The 23123-nt window shown below is 51.2% G+C and carries 21 protein-coding genes; 12 read left to right on the forward strand and 9 right to left on the reverse strand.

The features are described 5' to 3' along the window. Positions 1-831: 831 nt before the first annotated feature. Positions 832-1914 carry a mechanosensitive ion channel family protein gene (locus tag HA51_RS00110; RefSeq protein WP_084931093.1) on the reverse strand — a complete coding sequence of 361 codons (1083 nt, stop codon included), beginning with the start codon at positions 1912-1914 and terminating at the stop codon, positions 832-834. Positions 1915-2252: 338 nt separating this feature from the next. On the opposite strand from HA51_RS00110, the gene HA51_RS00115 reads away from it, so the two are divergent. From HA51_RS00115 to HA51_RS00135, 5 genes are all read left to right on the forward strand, one after another. Beyond that, positions 2253-2543, forward strand: coding sequence for a YicS family protein (locus HA51_RS00115; RefSeq protein ID WP_084931094.1), 291 nt, complete (start codon positions 2253-2255; stop codon positions 2541-2543). Between the two features lie 154 nt (positions 2544-2697). After that, entirely contained in the window at positions 2698-2922 is a 225-nt protein-coding gene (locus tag HA51_RS00120) for a hypothetical protein (protein WP_084931095.1), read from the forward strand. Positions 2923-3059: 137 nt separating this feature from the next. Further along, entirely contained in the window at positions 3060-3620 is a 561-nt protein-coding gene (locus HA51_RS00125; protein ID WP_084931096.1) for a fasciclin domain-containing protein, read from the forward strand. A gap of 43 nt (positions 3621-3663) precedes the next feature. Then, on the forward strand, positions 3664-4218 hold the full coding sequence (locus HA51_RS00130) for an RNA polymerase sigma factor (RefSeq protein WP_084931097.1): 555 nt from the start codon (positions 3664-3666) through the stop codon (positions 4216-4218). Next, a complete protein-coding gene (locus HA51_RS00135) occupies positions 4215-4862 on the forward strand; it encodes an anti-sigma factor (protein ID WP_084931098.1) in 648 nt (215 codons plus the stop codon). Before HA51_RS00130 ends, HA51_RS00135 begins: the two co-directional genes overlap by 4 nt. A 5-nt stretch (positions 4863-4867) precedes the next feature. Here the strand turns inward: HA51_RS00135 and HA51_RS00140 are convergent, their stop codons facing one another. Genes HA51_RS00140 through HA51_RS00155 form a run of 4 tightly spaced genes read right to left on the reverse strand, consistent with a single transcriptional unit; the run spans position 4868 to position 8579 of the window. Further along, positions 4868-5563: a helix-turn-helix transcriptional regulator gene (locus HA51_RS00140; RefSeq protein WP_084931099.1), complete on the reverse strand. Its 696-nt coding sequence runs from the start codon at positions 5561-5563 to the stop codon at positions 4868-4870. Positions 5564-5575: 12 nt separating this feature from the next. Then, positions 5576-6892: an MmgE/PrpD family protein gene (locus HA51_RS00145; RefSeq protein WP_084931100.1), complete on the reverse strand. Its 1317-nt coding sequence runs from the start codon at positions 6890-6892 to the stop codon at positions 5576-5578. After that, complete coding sequence (locus HA51_RS00150; RefSeq protein ID WP_084931101.1) at positions 6889-8037, reverse strand: amidohydrolase; 1149 nt, start codon at positions 8035-8037, stop codon at positions 6889-6891. The genes HA51_RS00145 and HA51_RS00150 overlap by 4 nt, the downstream gene beginning before the upstream one ends. Continuing rightward, positions 8034-8579, reverse strand: coding sequence for a GNAT family N-acetyltransferase (locus HA51_RS00155; RefSeq protein WP_084931102.1), 546 nt, complete (start codon positions 8577-8579; stop codon positions 8034-8036). Before HA51_RS00155 ends, HA51_RS00150 begins: the two co-directional genes overlap by 4 nt. Positions 8580-8891: 312 nt before the next feature. On the opposite strand from HA51_RS00155, the gene HA51_RS00160 reads away from it, so the two are divergent. From HA51_RS00160 to HA51_RS00170, 3 genes are read left to right on the forward strand one after another with little or no spacing between them, the layout of a single operon-like run. Then, positions 8892-9962, forward strand: a complete 1071-nt coding sequence (locus HA51_RS00160) for an iron-containing alcohol dehydrogenase family protein (RefSeq protein WP_084931103.1) — start codon at positions 8892-8894, stop codon at positions 9960-9962. A gap of 32 nt (positions 9963-9994) precedes the next feature. After that, entirely contained in the window at positions 9995-11293 is a 1299-nt protein-coding gene (locus HA51_RS00165; RefSeq protein WP_084931104.1) for an LLM class flavin-dependent oxidoreductase, read from the forward strand. 18 nt (positions 11294-11311) lie between these two features. Beyond that, positions 11312-12511: an aminotransferase class I/II-fold pyridoxal phosphate-dependent enzyme gene (locus tag HA51_RS00170; protein WP_084931105.1), complete on the forward strand. Its 1200-nt coding sequence runs from the start codon at positions 11312-11314 to the stop codon at positions 12509-12511. Between the two features lie 140 nt (positions 12512-12651). On the opposite strand, the gene HA51_RS00175 is transcribed toward HA51_RS00170, so the two are convergent. The 3 genes from HA51_RS00175 to HA51_RS00185 form a co-directional block, all read right to left on the reverse strand. Then, complete coding sequence (locus HA51_RS00175; protein ID WP_084931106.1) at positions 12652-13053, reverse strand: H-NS family histone-like protein; 402 nt, start codon at positions 13051-13053, stop codon at positions 12652-12654. Positions 13054-13271: 218 nt separating this feature from the next. Further along, positions 13272-14567, reverse strand: a complete 1296-nt coding sequence (locus HA51_RS00180; RefSeq protein ID WP_084931107.1) for a CitMHS family transporter — start codon at positions 14565-14567, stop codon at positions 13272-13274. 310 nt (positions 14568-14877) lie between these two features. Next, complete coding sequence (locus tag HA51_RS00185) at positions 14878-16008, reverse strand: L-dopachrome tautomerase-related protein (RefSeq protein ID WP_084931108.1); 1131 nt, start codon at positions 16006-16008, stop codon at positions 14878-14880. A gap of 136 nt (positions 16009-16144) precedes the next feature. On the opposite strand from HA51_RS00185, the gene HA51_RS00190 reads away from it, so the two are divergent. Both HA51_RS00190 and fhuE read left to right on the forward strand, forming a co-directional pair. Beyond that, positions 16145-17023, forward strand: a complete 879-nt coding sequence (locus HA51_RS00190; protein WP_084931109.1) for a LysR family transcriptional regulator — start codon at positions 16145-16147, stop codon at positions 17021-17023. A 360-nt stretch (positions 17024-17383) separates the two neighbouring features. Further along, positions 17384-19579, forward strand: coding sequence for a ferric-rhodotorulic acid/ferric-coprogen receptor FhuE (fhuE, locus tag HA51_RS00200; protein ID WP_084931111.1), 2196 nt, complete (start codon positions 17384-17386; stop codon positions 19577-19579). Between the two features lie 215 nt (positions 19580-19794). Here fhuE and HA51_RS00205 read toward each other — a convergent pair whose 3' ends face one another. Next, the gene (locus tag HA51_RS00205; protein WP_084931112.1) at positions 19795-20700 is read right to left on the reverse strand and encodes a nickel/cobalt transporter; all 906 of its coding nucleotides are present in this window, start codon (positions 20698-20700) and stop codon (positions 19795-19797) included. A 212-nt stretch (positions 20701-20912) separates the two neighbouring features. Here HA51_RS00205 and HA51_RS00210 point away from each other — a divergent pair, with 212 nt between their 5' ends. Both HA51_RS00210 and HA51_RS00215 read left to right on the forward strand, forming a co-directional pair. After that, on the forward strand, positions 20913-22058 hold the full coding sequence (locus HA51_RS00210; RefSeq protein ID WP_084931113.1) for an L-dopachrome tautomerase-related protein: 1146 nt from the start codon (positions 20913-20915) through the stop codon (positions 22056-22058). 143 nt (positions 22059-22201) lie between these two features. Continuing rightward, positions 22202-23092: an SMP-30/gluconolactonase/LRE family protein gene (locus HA51_RS00215; protein WP_084931114.1), complete on the forward strand. Its 891-nt coding sequence runs from the start codon at positions 22202-22204 to the stop codon at positions 23090-23092. The last annotated feature ends 31 nt before the right edge of the window (positions 23093-23123 follow it).

The raw sequence follows: 23123 nt of genomic DNA on the forward strand, positions 1-23123 counted from the left end.
CCCCTTAGTGGGGTAAATTGCCCGGGCAATGCCCGGCTAGGTGACCAGTGTGGACCCTTGCAAAAGAAATTGATACATAATGCGTATTCTTTATGAAGTTTTACGCTTATAAGCGTAGCGGTCGTCGTTGTCAGCGAAAATATCTGACATGACGACCTCTTCAATTTTATCTCAACCATCTGAAATTCTGGTCGAATCATCATTGACGACTACCTGACTTAACTTTCATGGCGTTCAATGTAAAAGCAGTTAAATAAACCAACGTAATTTATTTAAGCAACTACGCTTATTTTGACGCTTGCACGTCTGAAAATGTTATCTGCCTGGTTTTAGAAAATACCTACAATGAAGCGTATTGTGGTTGAGCTGCCGTAACCCAAATAAGAGGGAATGTTATGACGAAAATGAATTATCAATTCTATACAATAAGCGCACCGGGAAATGATGGGCGCTGTACTTTGCATCGAGGAGAGTGCCTACAGTTGCCTGTGAGAGAAAAAAGGCTTTTCTTGGGTTCGTTTATTTCTTCACAGCAAGCCTCTCAATATGTCAGATCACAACATCATTCATGGCATCTTGCAGAGTGTGTATTTTGTCTTAATTCGAATAGTGTGGCTCAAGATGTCCCTCTGCGAAACTAAACCTATCAGCTCCTTCTTCTTCAGGCTTACGCATTTGCTAGATCTGATTTCTGCGCTATCCCGTAAAGTTGAAGGAGCCCCTGTATTCATGGATTCAGATATCCAGCCAAGGCCACAGGTTCACGAATCCTCCCGGTGAACCGATAGCCCTCAACAAGTCTACTTCAGCATTTCGTTACTCAGTGGTAAATCACTGGCGAACCGCTGTCTTTAACTCTGAATCGGTCAGTGTTGCCCTAACATGCGGCAGGCTTTCAGGATAATTTTTCTGAACAAACTCAATCATCTTTTCACGCACATAGCAGCGGAGATCCCAGGCCGTCGGCGAGTTCTGAGCGGTCATTAATAATCGAATGGTCATGGTTTTGTCACTCGTATCGGTCACCTGGAGCACTTGAGTCTGCTGATCCCATAGCTTGGTTTCACTGAGAATTTTTTCAAAATGCTGTCGGAGAGGCTCAAGGGGCATGGAGTAGTCGAGGTAAAGGAAAACAGAACCTAATATCTGAGCGTTGTTACGCGTCCAGTTCTGGAAGGCGTTCTCAGTAAAATAGGTAATCGGTAGCACCAGCCGTCGCAAGTCCCAGATGCGTACCACAACATAAGTCAGGTTTATCTCTTCAATCCAGCCCCATTCATTTTCAACCACCACAGCATCATCAATTTTAATGGGTTGCGTAAAGGCTATTTGTATCCCGGCAAAAAGGTTCACCAAGGATTTCTGCAGTGCAAAGCCAATTATTATTCCTGCGACACCAGCACCGGCCAGTATCGTTGTGCCAAATTTACGCACACCTGGGAAACTGAGCAGAATGAGAGAAAGACAGAATGAGACCAGTATGACAATGGCCACCTTTTTGACATAGATAATCTGCGTGCGAATTTTACGGGCACGCAGATTATTCGAAAGATTGATGTCATAGCGTATAAAGAGCATATCCTGTGCGACGTTCGTCATCCTGACCAAAACCGAACATATCGACAAGATAATAAATATATTTAGTGTGGTGGTGATAAATGACAGTGACTCTGGTTGAACGGTAATATAATTGACCCCAACGTTAATCAACAGCAGAGGAAAGAAAAGAAACAGGGAGCCACGCAGATGCTTCTCCAGTGATTTAAACAGTTTCCTGTCACGGTTCTGCCAGTAACGAATAAATCTGAGAAGTAAGAAGCGAGCCAGAAAACCTACGGCTAATGAGAGAGTGACGAGCAGTACTGCGGGTACCCATGAAGGTGCTCCAGATAATTCACTAAAGATCAATGGCATCGCTTTCCCTTATTTTTTCAGCCAACAAGTCTAATTGTCAGAGAGTACTTAAAATAATCAGCAACTGTTATCATCTCAGTTGTCTGCGAGTTGCATCACACACTTAGCTTAGTTTATGAAAAAGTAATGAAAAGAATTTGGTACACATTGGTACCTCAATAGCTGACTGGATAGTGGTGGCATTTCCGTCTATTGGAGTTTCAACCAATACCTAAAATACCCCATCGTTCGGTCTATGTTCTGGCTTCGTCCCAGATGACATTTGGTGTTGAATGGAATGCATATCCGCAGAAGTGGCCTACACTCCTACTGATAACGTCAGTCAGGAGGTTAACTCAATGCAACGTTTCCTCTTTTTATTATTGCTGTTCGCAGCTTGGGGAGCTACCGCAGCTGCCTTTGACAGTTTGACCTATGCCCTCAATCAGCAAACGTTGGTGAAAGACTTACGCGCGCAATGCGAAATTAAAGCCTCCGTGCCTGATGAACAGGTCAAGAAAGTATTTATTAGCAGTGAAGTGAACCATAACGCGCTCAGCGCGGCCGCGGCGGCGCTTAAAGAGGGCAAGCAGGCGCAATATCAGCAGCTGCTCAATACGGTACGTTGCCCTGAATTTAACAGCCATTAGTCTGTCAATCGTGAACTTGGCAACGGCCACCTCTGCCCAGACAATTTTGTCTGATAACGCTGCTGACGGTGAAAATTGTTAGCACTCTCCACCATAATCCTGATAATGCACACAGGATTGAATTTTATATGAACGCGGTAAACGGAGAGATGAGATGGTAAATGACTACTTTGCACCCCCACCAATGGGCATGACGTCAGAGCAGCACAAGCGCACCATTGCTGTGGCGGCGGCTTTGGCTGTGGCAAAAGAATCGGTTAGCGCCTCAACGTCTGCCAGTGGCTCCAAGGCTTCATGGGATCTGCAAGCCGTAGCGAATGAGATTGGCAATCTCGCTGATGCTATTCAGGACGCGCTGGAGCCTGACGAAACCATTTAATGGTGAACAACAGGACGGTCTTTTGGGCCGTCGCTGATTTTTCGAAAAAACTTTCGTAAGCCTGCATCCAATCCACCCCCTTCATCCGTATATCCCCATGTGAGCAAATTCTTCGCTCCCTACAACGAGGATCTATGATGAAAAAGCTATTAGCAATTGCCCTGGTATCTAGCTCTCTGTTCACTGCTGCTTCTTTTGCGGCGATGGATTCTGGTTCAGTTATGGTTGGTGGCGCAGCCATGTTCCCGCAGAAAAACATCATTGAAAATGCCCTCAACTCTAAAGACCACACCACTTTGGTGGCTGCAGTTAAAGCAGCGGGATTAGTTGAAACGCTGCAAGGCAAAGGTCCATTCACCGTGTTCGCGCCGACCAACGCGGCTTTCGCTAAACTTCCGGCCGGAACAGTAGACAATCTGCTGAAACCGGAAAACAAAGCCAAGCTCACCAGCATCCTGACTTACCACGTGGTAGCCGGTAAATACGATATGAAAGCGCTGGAAATGAAAATCAAACAAGGTGGCGGTCACGCAGAACTGAAAACAGTCAATGGCCAACCTTTGTGGATCATGAATAACGGCCCGCACAATATTCAATTGAAAGATGGTCAAGGCAACATGGCTAACATCAGCACTTATGATGTAAACCAGAAAAATGGTGTCATTGACGTGATCGATACCGTTCTGATGCCTAAGTAATTGTCTATACTCGGAATGGATTTCTACACCATCCGGGAAAAACATGGATAAGGTTTTGGCAGAACAGCAGGTGAAATTAATGCGGGCGATTGCGCAGGGTGATCGCCACGCATTTGAACAACTGTATCGACTCGCATCGCCCCATCTCTTTGCCATTGCATTGCGTACCTTACGCCAGCGTTCGTGGGCTGAGGAAGTGCTGCATGACTGTTTCATCACCATATGGCAACGTGCAGACAGCTTTGATGCTGAGCTGAGTGCGCCGATGACGTGGATGACTCACATCGTTCGCAACCGTTGTATTGACTGGCTGCGAAGTGGACAAGTGCGCGAGGCGGGAAAATCAGAAGAATTCAATGATCAGCTGATTGCAGATGAGGGTGATGCCTCTCAGGATCAGCTTGATGATTCGCAAGCAGCGCGCTTACGGCATTGCTTGCAACATCTCAGCAGTGAGCAGCGGCAAAGTGTCACGCTGGCTTATTATCAGGGGATGTCTCACAGTGATATCGCGGCTTGGCTGCAGCAGCCCGTTGGCTCAGTGAAAAGCTGGATCCGCCGTGCGATGGAACATCTTCGGGAGTGCGTGGGCTTATGAATACCAATCAACAACAAGATGACGCGCTAGCCTCAGAATATGCTTTAGGCACGTTACGCGGTCACGCCCGGCTCCATTTTGAAAAGCGTCTTCGTCAGGAGCCTGAATTGGCGGCGCGCGTGGCCAGCTGGCAGACGATGCTAGCCGGGTTAGACAGCCACCTTAGACCAGAAATCCCACCAGCGCATGTCTGGAAAAAGATCGCCCTCAGCCTGCCACCACAAAAAAGGATGAAGCGCGTAAACCCTTATTTGGGCTGGCTGGTCGCAGCCGGGCTGGCGGCGTTTACGTTAGTCTCCCAATACACCCAACGCCCTGAAGATTTCTCACCGCTGGTGATTCTGGGGGATGCGCAACAGCATGGGCAATGGGTCGTCAGTCGCAGTAGCGATCTCCACCATCTGAAGTTAACGCCGTTGAAACCTGTCAGTGTCACTGCGGCGAACAGCTTGCAGTTATGGCTGATTCCCGCTGGTAAGCAGCCAGTTTCACTCGGGTTGTTAGCGAATAACACGTCAACGCAGGTGAAGATGAATGACCGAGTGTTGCCGGCTGGCACCGCGATTGCCATAAGCCTGGAGCCACAAGGCGGCTCGCCAACCGGGCAGCCCACCGGACCGGTGCTCTTCAGTGGGGTGTTGTGAATGGATCAGCGATAATCGGGATAGCGCGCCTGCTGATAATCCTTCCAGCGTTTGAGCAACTGGTGCCGGGTGCCTGGATACAGCTCGTTGCTCACCACAATTTCTTGAATGCGGTCCACGCGGAAATTGCGGAAGTCTTGCCGCAGTTCGCACCAGCCACACAATAAACGCACGCGATCAAAATAGCCCAGCACCACTGGCCATAGAGTACGGGTCGAGGTCATCTCTTTCAGGTCGGTATATCGCAACGTGATCTTGTTACGGGTATGGATGGCCTGGCGAATCTCCGGCAGATGTGTTTCGAACAACGCTTCACCGCGCGAGGCAACTAACAGGGATTGATGATCCAGCGTATGGGTTAAATGTTCAGGCAGCACCGCCTGAATTTTTGCCAATGCGTGTTGTGCCGCAGATTTCAATTCTGCATCGGTGTGACGGCTCACCCAATCCAAGCCCAAAGCCAGCGCATCAATTTCATGACGTGAAAACATCAGCGGCGGCAAATGACCGTCTGATTTCAGCAGATAACCTAGCCCGGCACTGCCTTCAATCTCCACCCCTTGTTGCTGTAAACAGATAATGTCGCGATAGACCGTGCGCACACTGATGCTGAGTTGTTCGGCCAGCTGTTGTGCCGTCACCGGGTAGCGATGGCAGCGCAACAGTTGTACCAGTTCGAGCAATCGCTGAGTTTTGGTCATGATGGTTTTACACTACCCACGTAATAACTGGCTCATCACCGCTATATCTTCTGAGGAATGGAGTTTACAGCAGCGTTGCAACAATTGCTGACGTTCTCCGCTCTCATGACGTAATGCCTGTCGCAGCTTCGCCTCAACATCGACGCCGTCCGCCAATGATTGCTGGCGGGTACGTCGCTGCTGCAACTGCGTCCCATCGCGCAAGGCTAGCGTCACCAGATGAAAACGCAATGCAGGATTGATGGCATCCGGCGGCGCAGTGTCGTCCGGTGTGCGGCGCACTTTTGCGGCCAGTGGCATCACTGAATCATTGAGATCCCCTTCAGCGAAATCCTCCAGCCTAAGATCGTCATAGATCAACATCGCTGCAATCACGTATTCGAGACTGAAACGCGCTTCAATACCATTGGAAGGAGCGATTACCGACGCGGCAATATCGCCACCCGGCGGAAAAGCCACGCTGATATCCGTAATATTATCCAGTAAGGCCTCAAGTGATTGGCCGCTTGCTAACCATGACTGGCGCAACAGACGCGCAGCTTCTGCAGCGCTGTGCGTGCCGGCGCAGGTCGGGAAGGGCTTATACTCCAGACCGGGTGAAACAATGCGCCACGGCATGCCCCAATTTGCCACCAGCCTCTCAGGCTGCGCCTGGCTATTACTGCTGGCGGCAAGAAACGCCTCGATCACGCCATGTTGCTTGCCATCAAACCCCGCCAGCGTCAGTTGCGCCGCTGCTACCGCACGCTCAGCTGCCAACCCGGCGTGCAGGGGTTTGACGGCAGAACCAAACTGGGCTCTCAGTCCGCTGGCTTGGGTGGTTGCGATGCCAAGCAATATCGCGGTGCCAGAGACATCCAGTTTTAACAAGCGGGCGAGCGCGGCGGCAACGGCAACGGTGCCCAGCGTCGCGGTATTGTGATTGCCCAGAGCATAGTGCTGCTGGCTGGCGGCGAGCCCCAAGCGACCCGCTACTTCCACGCCGATGGCGTAGGCATCAAGAAAATCGTCAATCTCAGCGGCGTGCAGCGACTGCCAGGCAAACAGCGCAGGCAGAATCACCACGCTAGGATGACCACGAAAATCGGCATGAAAATCATCGTAATCAAGCGCGTGTGCTGCATATCCTAGCAACAGCGCCTGCGAGCGCGGACCGCCATCAGCATAAACGCTGCGCAGGGCGGGCAGTCCACTGTCCGGTACCTGACCTTGTAAAACGGGCCAACTGACGGCCAGGAAATCCTTCACACCTTCTCGTGCTGCATCGCGTGCGTTGGCGTTTGGTTGGCTATGAACGATAAGTTCGGCCAGAGTCGGGGTGATACTCATAACGGCCCCAGACTGTTGATTGCCGCCACCGCCAAATTCGCCAGGTAGCGTGATGTCGGTAACAGCACATCATCGTTAATGCGAAACGCCGGATGATGCAGCGCGTAAGGTTCACCGGTGCCAATCATCATAAAGGCACCCGGCAACTGCTGCTGATAAAAGGCAAAATCTTCACCAATCGGGCTGGCTTCCACCACGCGTGCCTCAAAGCCGCTTGCCGCTGCCTGTTGCAGGGCAAAATCAGCCCAGTGCGCATCGTTCACCACTGACGGCGGACCGGCGTGCCAATTGAACTCCACCTCAGCCGCAAAGGCAGCGCCGATGCCTTGTACGATTTCACGAAAGCGCTGTTCCAGGCGTTCACGGGTTTCCTGAGAAAACGAACGCACAGTGCCTTCCAGCCAGGCACTGTCTGGGATCACGTTCCAAGTGCTGCCGCTATGAATTTGAGTAATCGATACCACCGCGTTATCGCCGGAAGGGGCATTGCGGCTGATCAGGGTTTGTGCCGCCGAGACAATTTGCGCGGCGATCACAATCGGATCGTTGCCCTGATGCGGTTTGGCTGCGTGGCTACCGGTGCCGATGATGCGAATATCGAAGCGATCAACGGCGGCGGTCAGCGGGCCCGCTTTGCTGCCGATCACACCCGGTGGTAGCGAAGGGTCGTTATGAATGCCGAAGATCGCCACTGCATCATTCAATGCGCCTGTCGCGATGACATCCGGCGCGCCTTGACCGGTTTCTTCTGCTGCCTGGAAGAGAATGCGCACCCGGCCAGGTAAACTTGCTTCCTGTTGTTTGAGCAGAATGGCTGCACCTAACGCGGCCGAACTGTGAAAATCATGGCCGCAAGCATGCATCACGCCTGGGCGCTCAGAACGGAAGGTGACATCAGACTGTTCTTCAATCGGCAACGCATCAATATCGGAACGCAGCACTATCAGCGGTCCATCAGCCGGACCTATTTCGGCGACTAAACCGGTTTTCAGCGGCAGGTCCAAAACGCGGATTTGGTAATTTTCTAGCTGCTGGCGAATACGTGCAGTGGTTTCGAACTCCTGATTGGATAACTCAGGAAAACGGTGTAATTCATGGCGGAAGGCAACCAAATGTTCGCCTAATGCGTGTTCATCAACACTCATGATTTGATTCCTTGTTGTGCAGCCTGACGGGTCATCCACGCATCATGCGCAGTGTCATCCAACACTTTCTTCATATATTGGGTGATGTGGCCTTTGCCGAGATCGGTGGTGTGCATCAGCTGGAAACCGCGCTTCTTATACATTTCGATCAGCCATGGATGGCTGGTGGCGGTACCCAGTGAGACTGCTGGCGCGCGCAACTTGTCGAGTAAAATTTCCTGCTCCAGACGATCTTGCACCTGGCGACCATACTGCTGGCCGGGATAGTCGGGATGGGCGCCGAACCAACCAATGTGCGGCAGGCCAAACGGACCTGGTAGCGGTCCCCACGGATAGCGTACGGTGACGGAAGAGACCATGATGCCATCAGCATATAACGCGTAAACACCGTGGCTTTGTAGGTGTCGCAAGGTCTTTTCGCGGTCAGCCGTAGCGGCGTCAAATTTGATGCCAAGGGCCAAAGTGGGTGCGTAGGCCGCATGCATCAGTGCCTGATAAGTCTCTACCTCGTCTTCTCTAACCTGACGAAATTCAAGTGACATAGAATCCCCGTAAAACCGCGCAATGGCGGCAATTATCGTCGCGGTGTTATGTATTGCGCCCTAAATATCGCCGCGACGGAAATGAATAGCGAACCAGCCAAACAGATTATCAGCAATCCAACCCGGCTCTATATGTGAAAAATAGCTAAGCTAATGCAAATTTGTGAAATTGAAATGGCGGCTTTTTCATTGCTTAAATTGCTGTATACCGTAGTATGCATAAATTACATAGCGCTATAACTATTTCGCATTAACTTCATGAAATAAAATAACTTTTCTCGTTATAGCCTTATTCTTAATCAGGGTGACGACGTGTTAGCGATCAAATCTCCACGTGCTTACGCACATGAATCTGGCCTGCGTTCGCGCGCGGGTGAATTTATCAAACCCTACGCCACACACATTCGCATCTTCACTTCTCCTCGGGCGTGGCAAGCGGTCAATCCGGAATTGAGCCAAAGTCTGGAGACCAGCGGAATTCGCTGGGAACTGGAGTATCTGCACGGTGAATGTACAGATGCTGTGATTGAGACGCTAAAAAATAACCTTGAACAGCAACAAGCCGAACTGCTGTTTGCGGTTGGCGGCGGCCGCGTATTGGACGCCGCAAAAGCGGTGGGCAGTCAATTACCCGATTTGAAAGTGATCAACCTCGCCACGCTGGCGGCCACCTGCGCAGCATGGTCACCGGTGGCCATCATTTATAACCAGCAGGGTGGTCACGTGCGTAGCCAGCCGCTAGGGAAAATGCCGGAGCTGGTGCTGGTGGACAGCGAAGTGATTGCGCGCAGCGATGTGCGTTATCTCAAAGCCGGGATTGTCGATGCAGTCGCTAAGTACTTCGAATTTTATCCTTATCTGCGTAACAATCCTCACGACCTGGCGCTCGATCTTAAAGTGATGAGCGCGCAGCGTGCGCTCGATGTTTATCGTCAAATGGGCGCAGCAGCCGTGGCCGCTAATGAAAAGCAGCAGGTCACGCCTGAGTTAGTGAAGGTGATTGATGCCAATATCGTGCTCGCCGGTCTGGCTAATAGCGTGCGCGATGTGCTGCCAACGCCGGGTTTCGCCCACGCAATCCACAATCGTTTGACTCACCAGCCCGAGTTACATCATTGGCTTCATGGCGAAAAAGTCGGCTATAGCTTGCTGGTTCAATCATTGATCGAACACAGCGGTGAGCCGGATGCCGAACTGCTCGCGCTACTGCGTCAGTATGATATGCCGCTGACGTTAGCCCCGTTGAAGGGTGATCGCGCTACGATAATCCGCACTATCGCTGAACAAATTAAATTCCCGGCGGCTAGCGCTGAACGTCTGCCATTCCGCATCAATGCGGATGCACTTGAGCAGGCGCTGCTGGCGACCGAGACCCGTTTTTAACTGTTACCCTTTTACCGACCAGGACAAATTTTATGGCTACTGCTAAATCACCACGCATCCGCTTAGGACTCTTTGTACAACCCGTTGGGCAACACGTCAGCGGTTGGCGTTTGACGGAAAAACTCGGCGATCCTACCGATATCGACTGGCTGATTACTATCGCGAAAAAAGCCGAAGCCGGAAAATTTGATCTGTTCTTTGTCGGCGATGCGCTGGCAACCAGCATGTACCGTTTACCTTCGACCATGGCGCGCCTTGAACCGCTGACCATGCTGTCGGCACTGGCGGTTAATACCAAGCGTATTGGTCTGGCCGCCACAGCCTCCACGACATTTAGCGATCCGTTTACCATGGCGCGCAGCTTCTCCTCGCTGGATCACATCAGCCGTGGTCGTGCGGCGTGGAATGTGGTGACCTCGTTCTCCACTGATGTGGCGCGCAACTTCAGCCGCAACGATATGCCGAACCATGCTGAACGTTATGCGCGTGCTCGGGAATTCCTTGAGGTCGCCGACAAACTGTGGGCAGGTTGGGAAGAGGGTGCAGTTCAGCCGAACAAAGAAACTGGCGCTTACTTTGTGGATGACAAGATTCAACCGATCGATCACCAAGGTGAGCATTTCCAGGTGCAGGGGCCGCTGAATATCACGCGTTCTCCGCAGGGACGTCCGGTAATCATCGAAGCCGGTTCTTCCGCAGACGGTCAGAAACTGGCCGCCGAAACCGCAGAAGTCATCTTTACTGCTGCCGCCAGTCTTGAAGAAGCGCAGACCTTCTACCGTTCGCAGAAAGATCAGGTGATCGCTGCGGGTCGCAATCCAGATCATGTGGTAATCATGCCAGGCGTGATGCCGATTGTTGGGCGTACCCGTGAAGAAGCGAAAGCGCTGTGGAAAGAGCTCAACACCCTGGTCGATATTGAAAATGGCCTGCGCCAGTTGTCACTGCGTTTCAGCATGGATTTGAGCCAGTATCCACTCGATGGTCCGGTGCCAGAAGTCCCGCTTGGCGAAGGTAACCAGAGCCGTGTGAAATTAATGACCGATATGGCAAAGCGCGAGAATCTCACGCTGCGTGAGCTGGCGGCTGTCGCCGCGGGATCGCGTGGTCACCGTGTGATTGTCGGCACGGCGGAAGATATTGCTGATGACTTTGAGCTGTGGATCAAAGAGGGTGGCGCAGATGGCTTCAACATCATGCCTGCCATCATGTCGGAGCAGTTAGATCTGTTCGTTGAGCTGGTGATCCCAGAGTTGCGTCGCCGCGGCTTGTTCCGTGACGATTACGAATTCGCCACCCTGCGCGAAAACCTCGGTCTGCCCGCGCTGTAAATCTCAAAGGAGCTGAACATGGTCACCTTATCCAAGCGTGTGCAGTCCGTGTCGCTCTCTGCTAATGCGGCGGCGCGTCAGTTAACGCGCCAGCTAAAAGAGCAGGGCGTAGATATTCTCGATCTCACTACCGGTGAACCCGATTTTGATACCCCACAGCATATTCGTGATGCTGCCGTTATCGCAATGAATGCGGGAGAAACTCGCTATACGCCAACCAACGGCACCACGCCGTTGCGTAAGGCGGTGCAGGCTAAACTGGCACACGAAAATAGACTGGATTACGCGCTGGGCCAGATTTGCATCGCCAACGGGGCTAAGCAAATTATCTTCAATGCCTTTGCTGCCACGCTGAATGATGGCGATGAGGTGATCGTGCCGGTGCCTTACTGGCCAACCTTCCCGGACAGCGTGCGTTTTAATGGCGGCGAACCGGTGTTGCTGGCATGTCCGCTGGAACAAGAATATAAGCTTCAACCGCAGCAGTTAGCCCAAGCGATTAATGGCCAAACGCGCTGGCTGGTGTTGAACAATCCGGGTAATCCGTCGGGTGCAGTGTACAGCGCGGATGAGTTAACCGCTTTGGCCGCTGTAATGCGCGATCACCCTGACGTGTGGATCATGCTGGATGAGCTGTACGAACACATTCTTTTCGATGGACGCGAGCACGTTAGCTTGTTGCAGGTGGCACCCGACCTTGCCGACCGCATTTTGCTGGTGGGGGGCGTCTCAAAAACCTATGCCATGACGGGCTGGCGGATTGGCTTTGGAGCCGGTCCACAAGTGCTGATTGATGCGATGGTGGTGGTGCAGTCGCAGAACAGTTCAGGTGCCAGCGCCGTTAGCCAGGCTGCAGCGGTAGCGGCCTATGAGGGGGGACTTGAGTTTCTGCCTTCACAGCGCGCTGCTTATCAGGCGCGGCGTGACGCCATCATGGCGCAGTTAAGTCAGGTGCAAAGCATTGAGGTACTGAATCCAGAAGGGGCGTTCTTTATCTTCTGCCGTTGTGCAGGCATGTTGGGTAAAACACGTCCAGATGGTCGGCTACTGGAGAGCGAGCAGGATGTGCTGAACTACTTGTTGGAGAGCGGTGTGTCGGGCGTGGCAGGCAGTGCTTACGGTTTATCGCCCTATTTCCGCTTGTCGATTGCGGCCGATATCGAGACCGTGCGTGAGGCGGGAAAACGCATTGCAGCGGCTTGTGCAGCATTGAAATAATGGCCCTTCCTTCGGTCACCATGAATGTCGTAATGCTTGTCACTTAAGTGCGTTTCGGTCGCCATAAATGGCGCCCCTACATTGTTCGGTGCGGTTTTCGTAGGGTGCGCATTTATGCGCACCGAATAAACGCACAATGTTTAAATCAGGAAATCATCCATTGAGCCGCCAGCATCCAATGCTGTTTTGATTGGCGAAGGGGTGCGACCTTGGCCGGTCCAGAATTTCTCATTACCGTCTTCGTCGATGAATTTATATTTTGCCGGACGCGGTGCGCGTTTGGCTTTAGGTTTAGTTTCAGTCTGTTTTAATTGCGCGAGTTCACTAATATCAATGCCGTCATTGAGCAACATCTCTTTATACAACGCTAACTTCTCATCTTTCTCGCGCTGAGCGGCATTATCCGCTGCGGCTTCTTCACGGCGTTCTGCAACCACCACGGCGAATTTTTCCAGCATTTCGTTTAATACCACAACCTCTATATCACGCGCTTGAGCACGCAGTGTACGAAGATTGTTCAATGCTTTGAGTGCATCGCTCATGAATAAACCCTTATAACTTATATATTGATGATGAAAGGGCGCATTCTACGATATTTTTTCGCAAAATAAAATATTGTCAGGGTAACGGAATTATCCGGAAAATATGCCTCCGGGATGATTTAACTTTATAGAACGCTAAGACAATACGGCCATATTCTGCACGCTGGTCGCGCAGGCGAAGCCGCATAAAATATCGGCTTCGTCGCACAGTTTATATTCTACATGCTGCGATAGAACGGGAAGCAACCGGTAAGCAGTGCCACCACCAATAACACCAGTGAGCTAATAAACGACCAACGTAGAGTAAAACGCTGTGTCTGGGCATAATCGAGTTTTAGCATGCCCACTAATAAGTAGGTTGACGCCACCAGTGGGCTGAGAATATGTACAGGCTGCCCCACTAACGCGGCGCGTGCCATTTCAATCGGCTCGATACCATAATGTCCCGCGGCCTGCACCAACACGGGTAGCATGCCGAAATAGAACACATCATTCGATACCATCCACGTCACCGGAATACTGAGCAAGGCCGTAATCACCGCCAGATACGGGCCGAGAGCCGTGGGAATGGTCTGCACTATGGCTTGTGCCAACGCGTTGGCCATGCCGGATTCAGCAAAAATACCGGTGAACACGGCGGCGGCAAAGATTAAACCGGCCACCGCCAGAATCGCGGGGGCGTGTCGGCCAATCTGCTCCTGTTGTTGGTTCAACTGCGGATAGTTAACGACAAACATCATGGCCGTCGCCAGCATAAACAGATAGGCCATCGGCATCACGTCCAGTACCAAGAGGGTCATTAAGGCAATGGTCAGTGCCCAGTTGAACCAGAAACGCCAGGCCACACGGGGTTTTTCTTCAAACTGAATAGCAGCAGCATGTATCGGGCGTTGCTGCTGAAATCCCAGGCGCTTACGTTCACTGCGTCCCAGCAGGTAGGCCAGAATAAAGGTCCACACCACGCAGGCCAGCAAGGGTATCAACAGCGGTACAAATAGAGTGGCAACATCGGCCTGCACTGCCGCTGCTGCACGTGCAGTCGGTCCGCCCCACGGGAACATATTGCCCAAACCTGTACACTGTAATAACAGCGCGGCAACACTTAATTTCGATAAGCCGATACGTTGATAAATTGGCATAAAGGCAGACAGCACAATCATATATACTGTTGCGCCATCACCATCCAGCGCGACGATAAAACCTAACAGGGCGGTGCCGATAAATATCTTCACCGGGTCACCGTCCACTGCTGAGACGATACGTTTGATGATCGGATCAAACATGCCTGCATCGGTGACGCTCATAAAATAAAGCATCGCAAAGATCAGCATCACGCCCGTGGGTGCAACGGTGCGCAAACCTTTGATCACCATTGCGCCCATATCCGCACCGTGGCCAGATAAGAGTGCAAATATTGTTGGAATAAGAATTAATGCAGTCAATGCGGAAAGCTTTTTGCTCATTAATAAGCCAATAAAGCAGATTATCATAAGCAGACTGATGATCAGCAGCATGACGAGATGTCCTGTCCAGAGGGATATAGCGCATTTGTGGGTAGCAAATACGACGTGTTCGGAATAAATAAAAAACAGCCAATGATTATTTATTGTTCAAATTAACCTTCTGCCATCTCGTCAATCTGGATATATTATCCAGGTTTTTTTTCGATGGTCGCAAGGTAGGGTTACGAAATATATGTGCGTAACCTCTTAGTTTTAATAAATTTAAAATGTCTTACAGTGATAATTCAGTGCAGTGCTATTTACCCTCCTAAATATTCAGGTTGTTCAGGAATAACCCGGCACAGTATGCCGGGATAAACGTTTACTGATGATCGCGGGGTGAAGGTGCGATCGGTAATGCCAAACGGTAAAGTTTGACCGGATACTCCACCGTGGAAGGTTTACCGCCGGTGGTGGCAGGTGTGCGATTGATTTGGCCAGAAGGCATCCACAGCGCGCCCTTTGATACCCACATCGCATCAATCCACACAAGACGCGGATCTTGCACGACGGTCGTCACCTGACCATCGGGCGCGATGCGCTTAATGCTGCGGGTATTGATGTCTGAGGCGTAAATATTGCCATCGGCATCAATCGCTGTGCCGCCGGTACTCCAGGTTTCACGCACTTTTTTGGCATGACGGGCAACCTCGTCTTTTGCAATCTTAGGGTCGTCAAGATAACGGGTTTCAATGCGAGCCAGCGGACCTGGAATGGCTTGATAGTAAAGCCACTTACCATCAGGAGACACTTCCAACTGATCCAGTCCGACGCGCTTTTCGCGACCGTCGCGCAGAATCAGTTTTTTGCCATCGGCGTAAATTGGCTGATGGTCAATGGAGAGTGGATGATTATCCAGTACGCGCCAGCTCTTACCGCTTTTAAGGTCCAGTACGACTAAACCGACCGCACCAGGATCGGTGATATACGCAAAGTCGCCATTAAATCGCACGTCATCAAGATAGCTGGTGGGCTGCAGCGTCGGCGCTTTGATCACGTAGCTCTTCACCACCTCGCCGCTCGTCAGATTGATACGCACCAGCTTTGCACCGCCTGTCACAGCCTTATCGCCGGTACCAATGCCTTTGTTACCCGAATCCATAACCCACAGGTCACCCTCGGGGCCGATACGCAGTGCATTGACGTGGTAGAAGTGGTGTTCAGGGTCGTTGGCATCCCACTGATTCCAGGCGTCGTTCGGGAAGGCTTTCAGTTGATTATTAATCACTTCTGCTAACTGCAAACCAGCGCCTTCGGATTGTGTGAGCGAGGCGAACAGACGATTGTCATGACTGACGGTGATGCCATTCCATACACGAGGGGAGGTCGCGACTTGTTCAAGGCGACTATCCTGCTGGTCAGGTAACTTCACTGGCAGCGTATCTTGCGCCATCACCTGTGCAGAGGTGGCAAAGGCTATCATCGCCACGAGCGTCTTCAGTTTCTGTTTCATCTTTATATCCCTTGTTAATCTTCAGACTTTGACGCAAACAGAGTGTTGCGCTGTTGTTAATGTCGTTCCATCCTGGCAGTGTAGAGTGATAAATTATATTCTCTGATTTTTATCAATCGATTCCTGGTAGGAATGAATGGAACTGAAAGATCTACACTATTTGCTGGCGGTTAAAGAGACGGGACACTTGGGCAAAGCGGCGCAATCCCTTGGCATTACTCAACCGGCGCTAACAAAATGTTTGCAACGACTGGAGAAGTTTTACGCCACACGGCTAATCCTTAAGGTCGGGCGGGGTATGCAACTCACCGAGGCGGGACTTCTACTTTGTGAACGTGCTCAAAAAGTGGTGCACATGATGCAGGTCACTCGTCAGGATCTGCAGGCACTTGGCGCAGGGACCGCGGGGGTGATTCGTTTGGGCGTGGCGGCGACGGCAGCCCAATTCATGTTACCGGTGCTGAGTCAGGATCTGCTGGTGAAAGCACCCACCGCACGGCTGGAAGTGACGGTTGGCATGAATGATCTGCTGCAAAAAAAGCTACGAGAAAACAAGATTGATTTGATTCTCGGTTTTTTACCGCAGGCCAATAGTGAGTTTATCACTCGGCCACTGATTGAAGATCCGGTGGTGATCGCCGCCAGCCGTCAGCATCCTTTGGCAAACATTCACCCGACACCTGAACAACTTCAGGAATATAACTGGTTGCTACCTTCTGACAATGTGGCCACACGCCAATGGTTAGAACAGCGTTTGCGAAGCGGGGGTTATGCGGCTCCCCGGGTGCAAATGGAAAGCAACACCCTTTCTCCGCTGCGTGCGGTGTTGGCTAACACGCAATTGCTTAGCTTCCTCTCAAGGCGTTTATTGCAATCGGAAAGTGGGTTGATTGAAATTCCGCTTCCGCTGGTCATGATGCCGCGTACTTTTGGTTGGCAGTTCCGATCACTAAGTGAACTTTCGCCTGCTTCTCGCTTGATGGTGGAACTGGCGGAAAAGCGGTGGCCTTGGTAGAGCTGTAACAATCTGTGTGCGCATAACCTGTTTTATTTCACAGGTTTGCCACCGTTCCCCGCGTGATAGTTTCTAAAAACAACACTCATTAAATTTTAATCGTTGAAGAATAAGGTTTTTATCGCATTGTAAAAGTGCTGAATAACCCGTAACAATTTCTTGCAATAGAAATCTTAATGCGTATATTTCTCATTTGCTTTCTTAACGGCAACTTTACAGTCGTTCTGTTTGCGCCAGGATGGCGCGGTCAGGTTTCCACCCTGATATTCCTTTTTCAACGCGTTGTTTATGGCAGGAGCCAGCAGACGTCAGCAGGTATGCCGCCAATACAAAATAACGATAAGTTGATTGAGGAATAGTATGTCTTTCGAAGAAAAGCGTGTCGGGGAAATGGGCCGTGCTCCACAGAACGTGCTGCGTGTTTCTCTACTGGCAATGATGGTCGCTTCGGGTATTGCACAAGCTGCAGGTGACGCGAACAGTGAACAAACCCTGACGGTGGATGCCAGCGCAAATGCAGCGGAGCAAGAGCAAGCAGCTAAAGATTACAGCGTACCGGTGACGCGAGCCGGTACCAAAATGGCACTTACTGCACGTGATATTCCTCAATCTGTCAGCATTGTCAGCAAGCAGCGTATGCAAGACCAGCAGCTGCAATCACTGAATGACGTGCTCTCAAATACCACTGGTATTCGCGGCGTCAGCAGTGATATGGACCGCACCAACTACTACTCACGCGGCTTCATCATCGACAACTACATGATAGATGGCATTCCGACGGCTTTCGCCTCACGTTGGAACCTTGGCGATGCCCAAACCGATATGGCGCTGTATGAACGCGTTGAAGTGGTCCGCGGTGCAACTGGTTTGTTGACCGGCCCAGGCAACCCTTCCGCCTCGATAAACATGGTGCGCAAACACGCGGATAGCAAAGCGTTCACCGGTAACCTTGAAGCCAGCTACGGTAGCTGGGATAAACAGCGCTATGTCGCCGATCTCTCTGCACCACTGTCAGCGGAAGGCAATGTGCGTGGACGTGTGGTGGCCGGTTATGAGAATAAAAATAGCTTTATCGAACGCTATGGCTTTGAGAAGAAATTTATCTACGGTGTGGTTGATGCAGACCTGACTGATAAAACCAAGCTGTCAGTGGGCTATGAGTTTACGCAGGTGGATACGGATTCCCCAATGTGGAGTGGTTCGCCTCGCTGGTATACCGACGGTTCGCAAACGCATTTGCGCCGCGGCTACAATACTTCGCCAGAGTGGGCTTATAACAACAAAGAAAACAAAAAGGTCTTTGTTAACCTGCAACAGAACTTCGATAACGGCTGGAACATCACATTAAACGGCACTCACAATGAGATGTTCCTCGACAGTAAGCAGCTGTATATCGATGGCTACTTCGATAAAACGACCGGGGCAGGTTCATCTGCTTACGCAGGTTGGCCGGTGATTGGCGGTACTGGTTATAACACCGGTAAACGAAAAGTCGATTCAGTAGATGCCTTTGCCAGCGGTCCCTATGAGTTATTAGGCCGACAGCATGAATTGATGGTGGGTGTGAACTACAGCCGCCAGGATAATAAATACTACAGTGCTTGGGCTAACATCTCTCCCGAAGAGTTGGGTAACTTCAATAATTTCAATGGGGACTTCCCTGAAACGGATTGGGGACCACGTGAGCCGGCATCAGATACACAATTGGTACGCCAGAAATCAGCCTACCTTGCCACACGCATCTCACTGGCGGATCCCCTGCACGTGATCTTGGGCGCGCGTTATACCAACTGGAATCGTCAGACGTTGAGTAGCGAAATGGAGAAGAACAACATTACTCCGTACGGCGGGGTGATTTGGGACTTCTATGACAACTGGTCGGCTTATGCGAGCTACACCTCGGTCTTCCAGCCACAAGACTATCAGGACGCATCAGGGGGTTACCTCTCCCCGGTCATCGGTAAGAACTATGAAGCTGGTGTGAAATCGGATTGGTTCAACAGCCGTCTGACCACGACGATTTCGGTGTTCCGCAGTGAACTGGATAACGTTGCGGAAGCGACAGGGGCGACCAATCCGGATACCGGCAATGCCATCTATGTTGGCAAAAGCGGGGTAGTGAGCCGCGGCGTAGAGTTCGAAGTGAACGGGGCATTAACGGATAACTGGCAGATGACCTTTGGCGGCACCACTTATGTAGCTGAAGATCGCGACGGTGAAAATTACAACTCACAGCTGCCACGCACTTCGTTCAACCTGTTTACCAGCTATCGTCTGCCGATGCTGGATCAGCTGACCTTAGGCGGTGGCGTGAACTGGCAGTCGAAGACGTATAAAGATGTTGGCGGACCGGATGGCAATGGCACCTGGCGCGCACGTCAGGGCAGCTATGCCTTGGTGGATCTGTTCGCGCGTTACGACGTGACGAAGAACCTGAGTGTGCAGGGCAATCTGAACAACCTGTTCGACAAAGAGTATGACGAGAACGTCGGCAATGGCGGTATCGTTTACGGCTCACCGCGTAATTTCTCAGTGACGGCGTCTTACCGTTTCTAATGGCAGTAAACCAGGTGCGCATTAAATGCGCACCCTACGGAAAGGGATGAATGGCTGCACAGAAATAAGCACCCGACCAAAAGGGATGAATAGCTGTACCGAAATAATCATCCAACAAAGGATGGGTTATCGCTGCAGGAATCCTCTAGGGTTCCTGCAGCGATACCTGTAGGGGCGGCATTTATGCCGACCTGGTTTTTCCGAGGCATCAACGTTCAGCACCCCGCCGCAATATAATCCCCGTTCGCACTCACCGGCACCACGGTTAAAAACAGCACGAGCGCAAACAAAATCAGCAAAGCACCACCCGCTACCCGTGCCAGTTTGAGTAGTTGATGAAGCCGTGGTGAGGCTTCTGCCAGCCACAATTCTCCCGCACGATGTCGAAAGTGACGCACAAACAGCGCCAGTGTCACCAGTGCCATTCCAGTGCCCAGTGCCATCGTCATCACCGCAAACATTCCCCAACGCGTAATGCCAATTACACTGGCAAATAACAGGACCGTCAGTGCACCACTACAGGGGCGTACCCCCGTGGCAATGATGATGCCGAGCCATGATTTCCAGTCATTGACCGGTTCTGTTGTGACTCCATGGTTGTGACCGCAGCCTTCGTGATGGTGATGTTCATGATGGTCTTTCACGCGCCATGCCTTCACCATCATCATGATCCCCAGGCCTGCGATAAACAGTGCGCTGGCTTTCTCCAGATACCAGCGGCTCAAACTGAGATCGCCGGTGGTGAGGTTAAAACCAATGGCCAGGATAAAGACAAAAGCAATGGCACTGACGCCTTGCACCAGGCTGCCGAGGAAGGGCACGCTAAGCGCCACCCCGCGTGGCGGTTTATGGGTAGTGAGCCAGGTGGTGACAATAAACTTGCCGTGGCCAGGTCCCACCGCATGCAAAATGCCATAAATAAAAGTCACGCCAACCAGCCACAATCCCGCGCTGTATTGTCCGCTGTTGATTTGCAGTAAGTGCGTCACCAGCAGGCGATGGAGTTGAATTTGTGTCTGTAACGACCAGGCTTGAAACGCAGTCCACTGCATGAACAGCGCAATCAGTGATGCCAATATCGCCAGTGCGACAAGGGTAAATCCGGTTTTGGTAGCAATCATAGCAATGAACTATCGCGGCCTTGAAAGGCCATTAGCATGCGGGATTTTTTAGTGATTTTGTAGGAGGTAGATTTAAGTGCAGCGAAATAAATCCATAAAGCTGCCTCAGCGTGATAATTTCGCTCAGAACATGTCACCACGACGTTAAACCCGCAGGTGATAAAATTCGTAATATGCTTGGATATCATTTCTGAACAAAAAGGAATCCAAGATTGGCTATTACTCGCCGTATCTTCCTCAAAGCTTTTACCGCCATGAGTATGGCGAAGGTGGCGATGGTGCGCGCCGCTGGCGTACAACCTTCACTCAACCTGGCGCTGACATCGCCGTGGATGGCGAATCAGGTCGCAATCACCCGCCATAACCGACTTTTTTTGGGCTTACCGCGTTATTCTGCCGAATATGCTACCCCTTCTTTGGCTCGTCAGGCGGAAGATGGCAGCGTACAACCTTTTCCAGGTAATAGCTGGAATAGTTGGAAGCCAGGTGATGATGGAAGAGAGGCATTTGTCTACCTAAACTCCGTGCATGTATTTGATGATGAGACTGTTTGGTGTGTTGACCAAGGGTCATTGAGTGCTGGTGTTTTTGGTGAGCAGAACAGTATTCCTGCGCCGGGAGTACAGAAGATTGTGCAACTTGATGCAAATAGCGGTGAGATTCTGCGGATTCTGCGGTTTGATGACCATATTTTGCCGACGGGAGCCCAAATGAACGATCTGCGTTTCCATGGATCGCTGATGTACATCTCCGATTCTGGGCTGGGTGGCATTATCATTCATGATTTACAGAGCGGAAAAACAGTGAGGCGCTTGTCGGGACTCGCGGTAGTGAAAGCCAGTAATAAAGCTCCCCCGGCGATGCTGGCACATGTCAAAGGTGGAAAAACTTTCCATCCACCGAATAGCGACATGATTGAGATAACCGCCGATGGAAAGTGGCTGTATTGGGCCGCGCCGACAGGGCCGCTGTATCGTGTTGAAACCCAATATTTACGCGATACAACGCGTTCAGATGCCGAAGTGGTTACCCATGTTGAAGCCGTTTATGACAATAATTTTTCAGGTGGGTGTTCCATGGACTCCGAGGGGAATATCTTTTTCTCCGAAACGGTCACCAATAACATCACAGTATGGTCGCCGACGGGTAAAACAGCGGTGCTGGTGAGTGATCCGCGTTTGGTGCGACCAGACGGCTCGTTTATTTCACACCAGCGGAAGCTTTATATCCCAGTTAAACAGCCAGTTAAACATCTAATATCTAACGGAAAATCGGAACAACGCTTTCATATCTACAGTGTTGACCTTCCAGATCGCTTAGACAACATCCCTTTAGGCCGAGCCATTACCGGCGCGTAATACCTGTTTTGGCCACCCTCACTACATGGCCAAAAATTCGCCTGTACGATCACACTTTTAACAAATTGCTCACATTTTAGCTTGCCTGATATATCAGATTTGATACTTATAATATCAATCTAGTGAATCCTAAGGATGTGTCTATGTTGCACTTGTCAGCATCGCTTGAACTTGTTCTTGACTGCAAAAACGTGTTGGCGGAAAGCATCCTCTGGGATGACCGAACTGGGCAACTCTGGTGGACGAATATTCACGCCTACGAAGTGTGGCGATGGGACCCAAACCGCAGCGTTTTGCCCACTATTTTTCCCCTTCAAGAGCGGGCAGGGGCTATTGCGTTGTCGGAAGGCGCAGACATCATACTGGCACTGGAAAAAGGGTTTGGACGGCTTAATACGTTTACTGGGGCCATCGAACACTGCGCGGAGGTTGAGGGCGAATTACCTGAAACGCGAATGAATGACGGAAGGATCGATCCCGCCGGGCGCTTTGTGTGTGGCGGCATGCATGAAGGAACACCACAGTTACCTCTTTCATCACTCTGGTGCTGGGAGGGTGGCACCAAAGTGCAGCGAATGCTGCCGGAAGTCGCTTGTGCGAATTCGCTCTGCTGGAGCCCAGACGGAACCCTCCTTTATTTCACCGATATGCCACAAGGAACCATAAAAGCCTATCCCTACAACCCACTGACGGCAGAGATTGGCGAGCCGCATATTTTTGCCAATCTGGCTGAACAACCCGGCTTAGCGGACGGTTCGGTCGTGGATGAAGAGGGTTATTTATGGAATGCGCAATGGGGTGGTGCGCGCGTGGTGCGCTATGCGCCTGACGGCAGTATTGACCGCATTATTCCTTTGCCTGTCGATAACCCTACGTGCCTGACGTTTGGGGGCGAAGATCGTGATGTGTTGTTTATCACCACCGCCTGGTGGGGACTGACTGAAGCACAACGTCAGCAGCAACCTTTGGCTGGCAGTCTGTTTGCTTTAAAACCTGGGGTGCGTGGTCAACGTGAATATCGCTTCAGAGGATAAGGTTCAGTTCCCCTCTCTTTATACAAATATG

Origin of the sequence: Pantoea rwandensis, assembly GCF_002095475.1 — a bacterium.
GTDB lineage: Bacteria > Pseudomonadota > Gammaproteobacteria > Enterobacterales > Enterobacteriaceae > Pantoea > Pantoea rwandensis.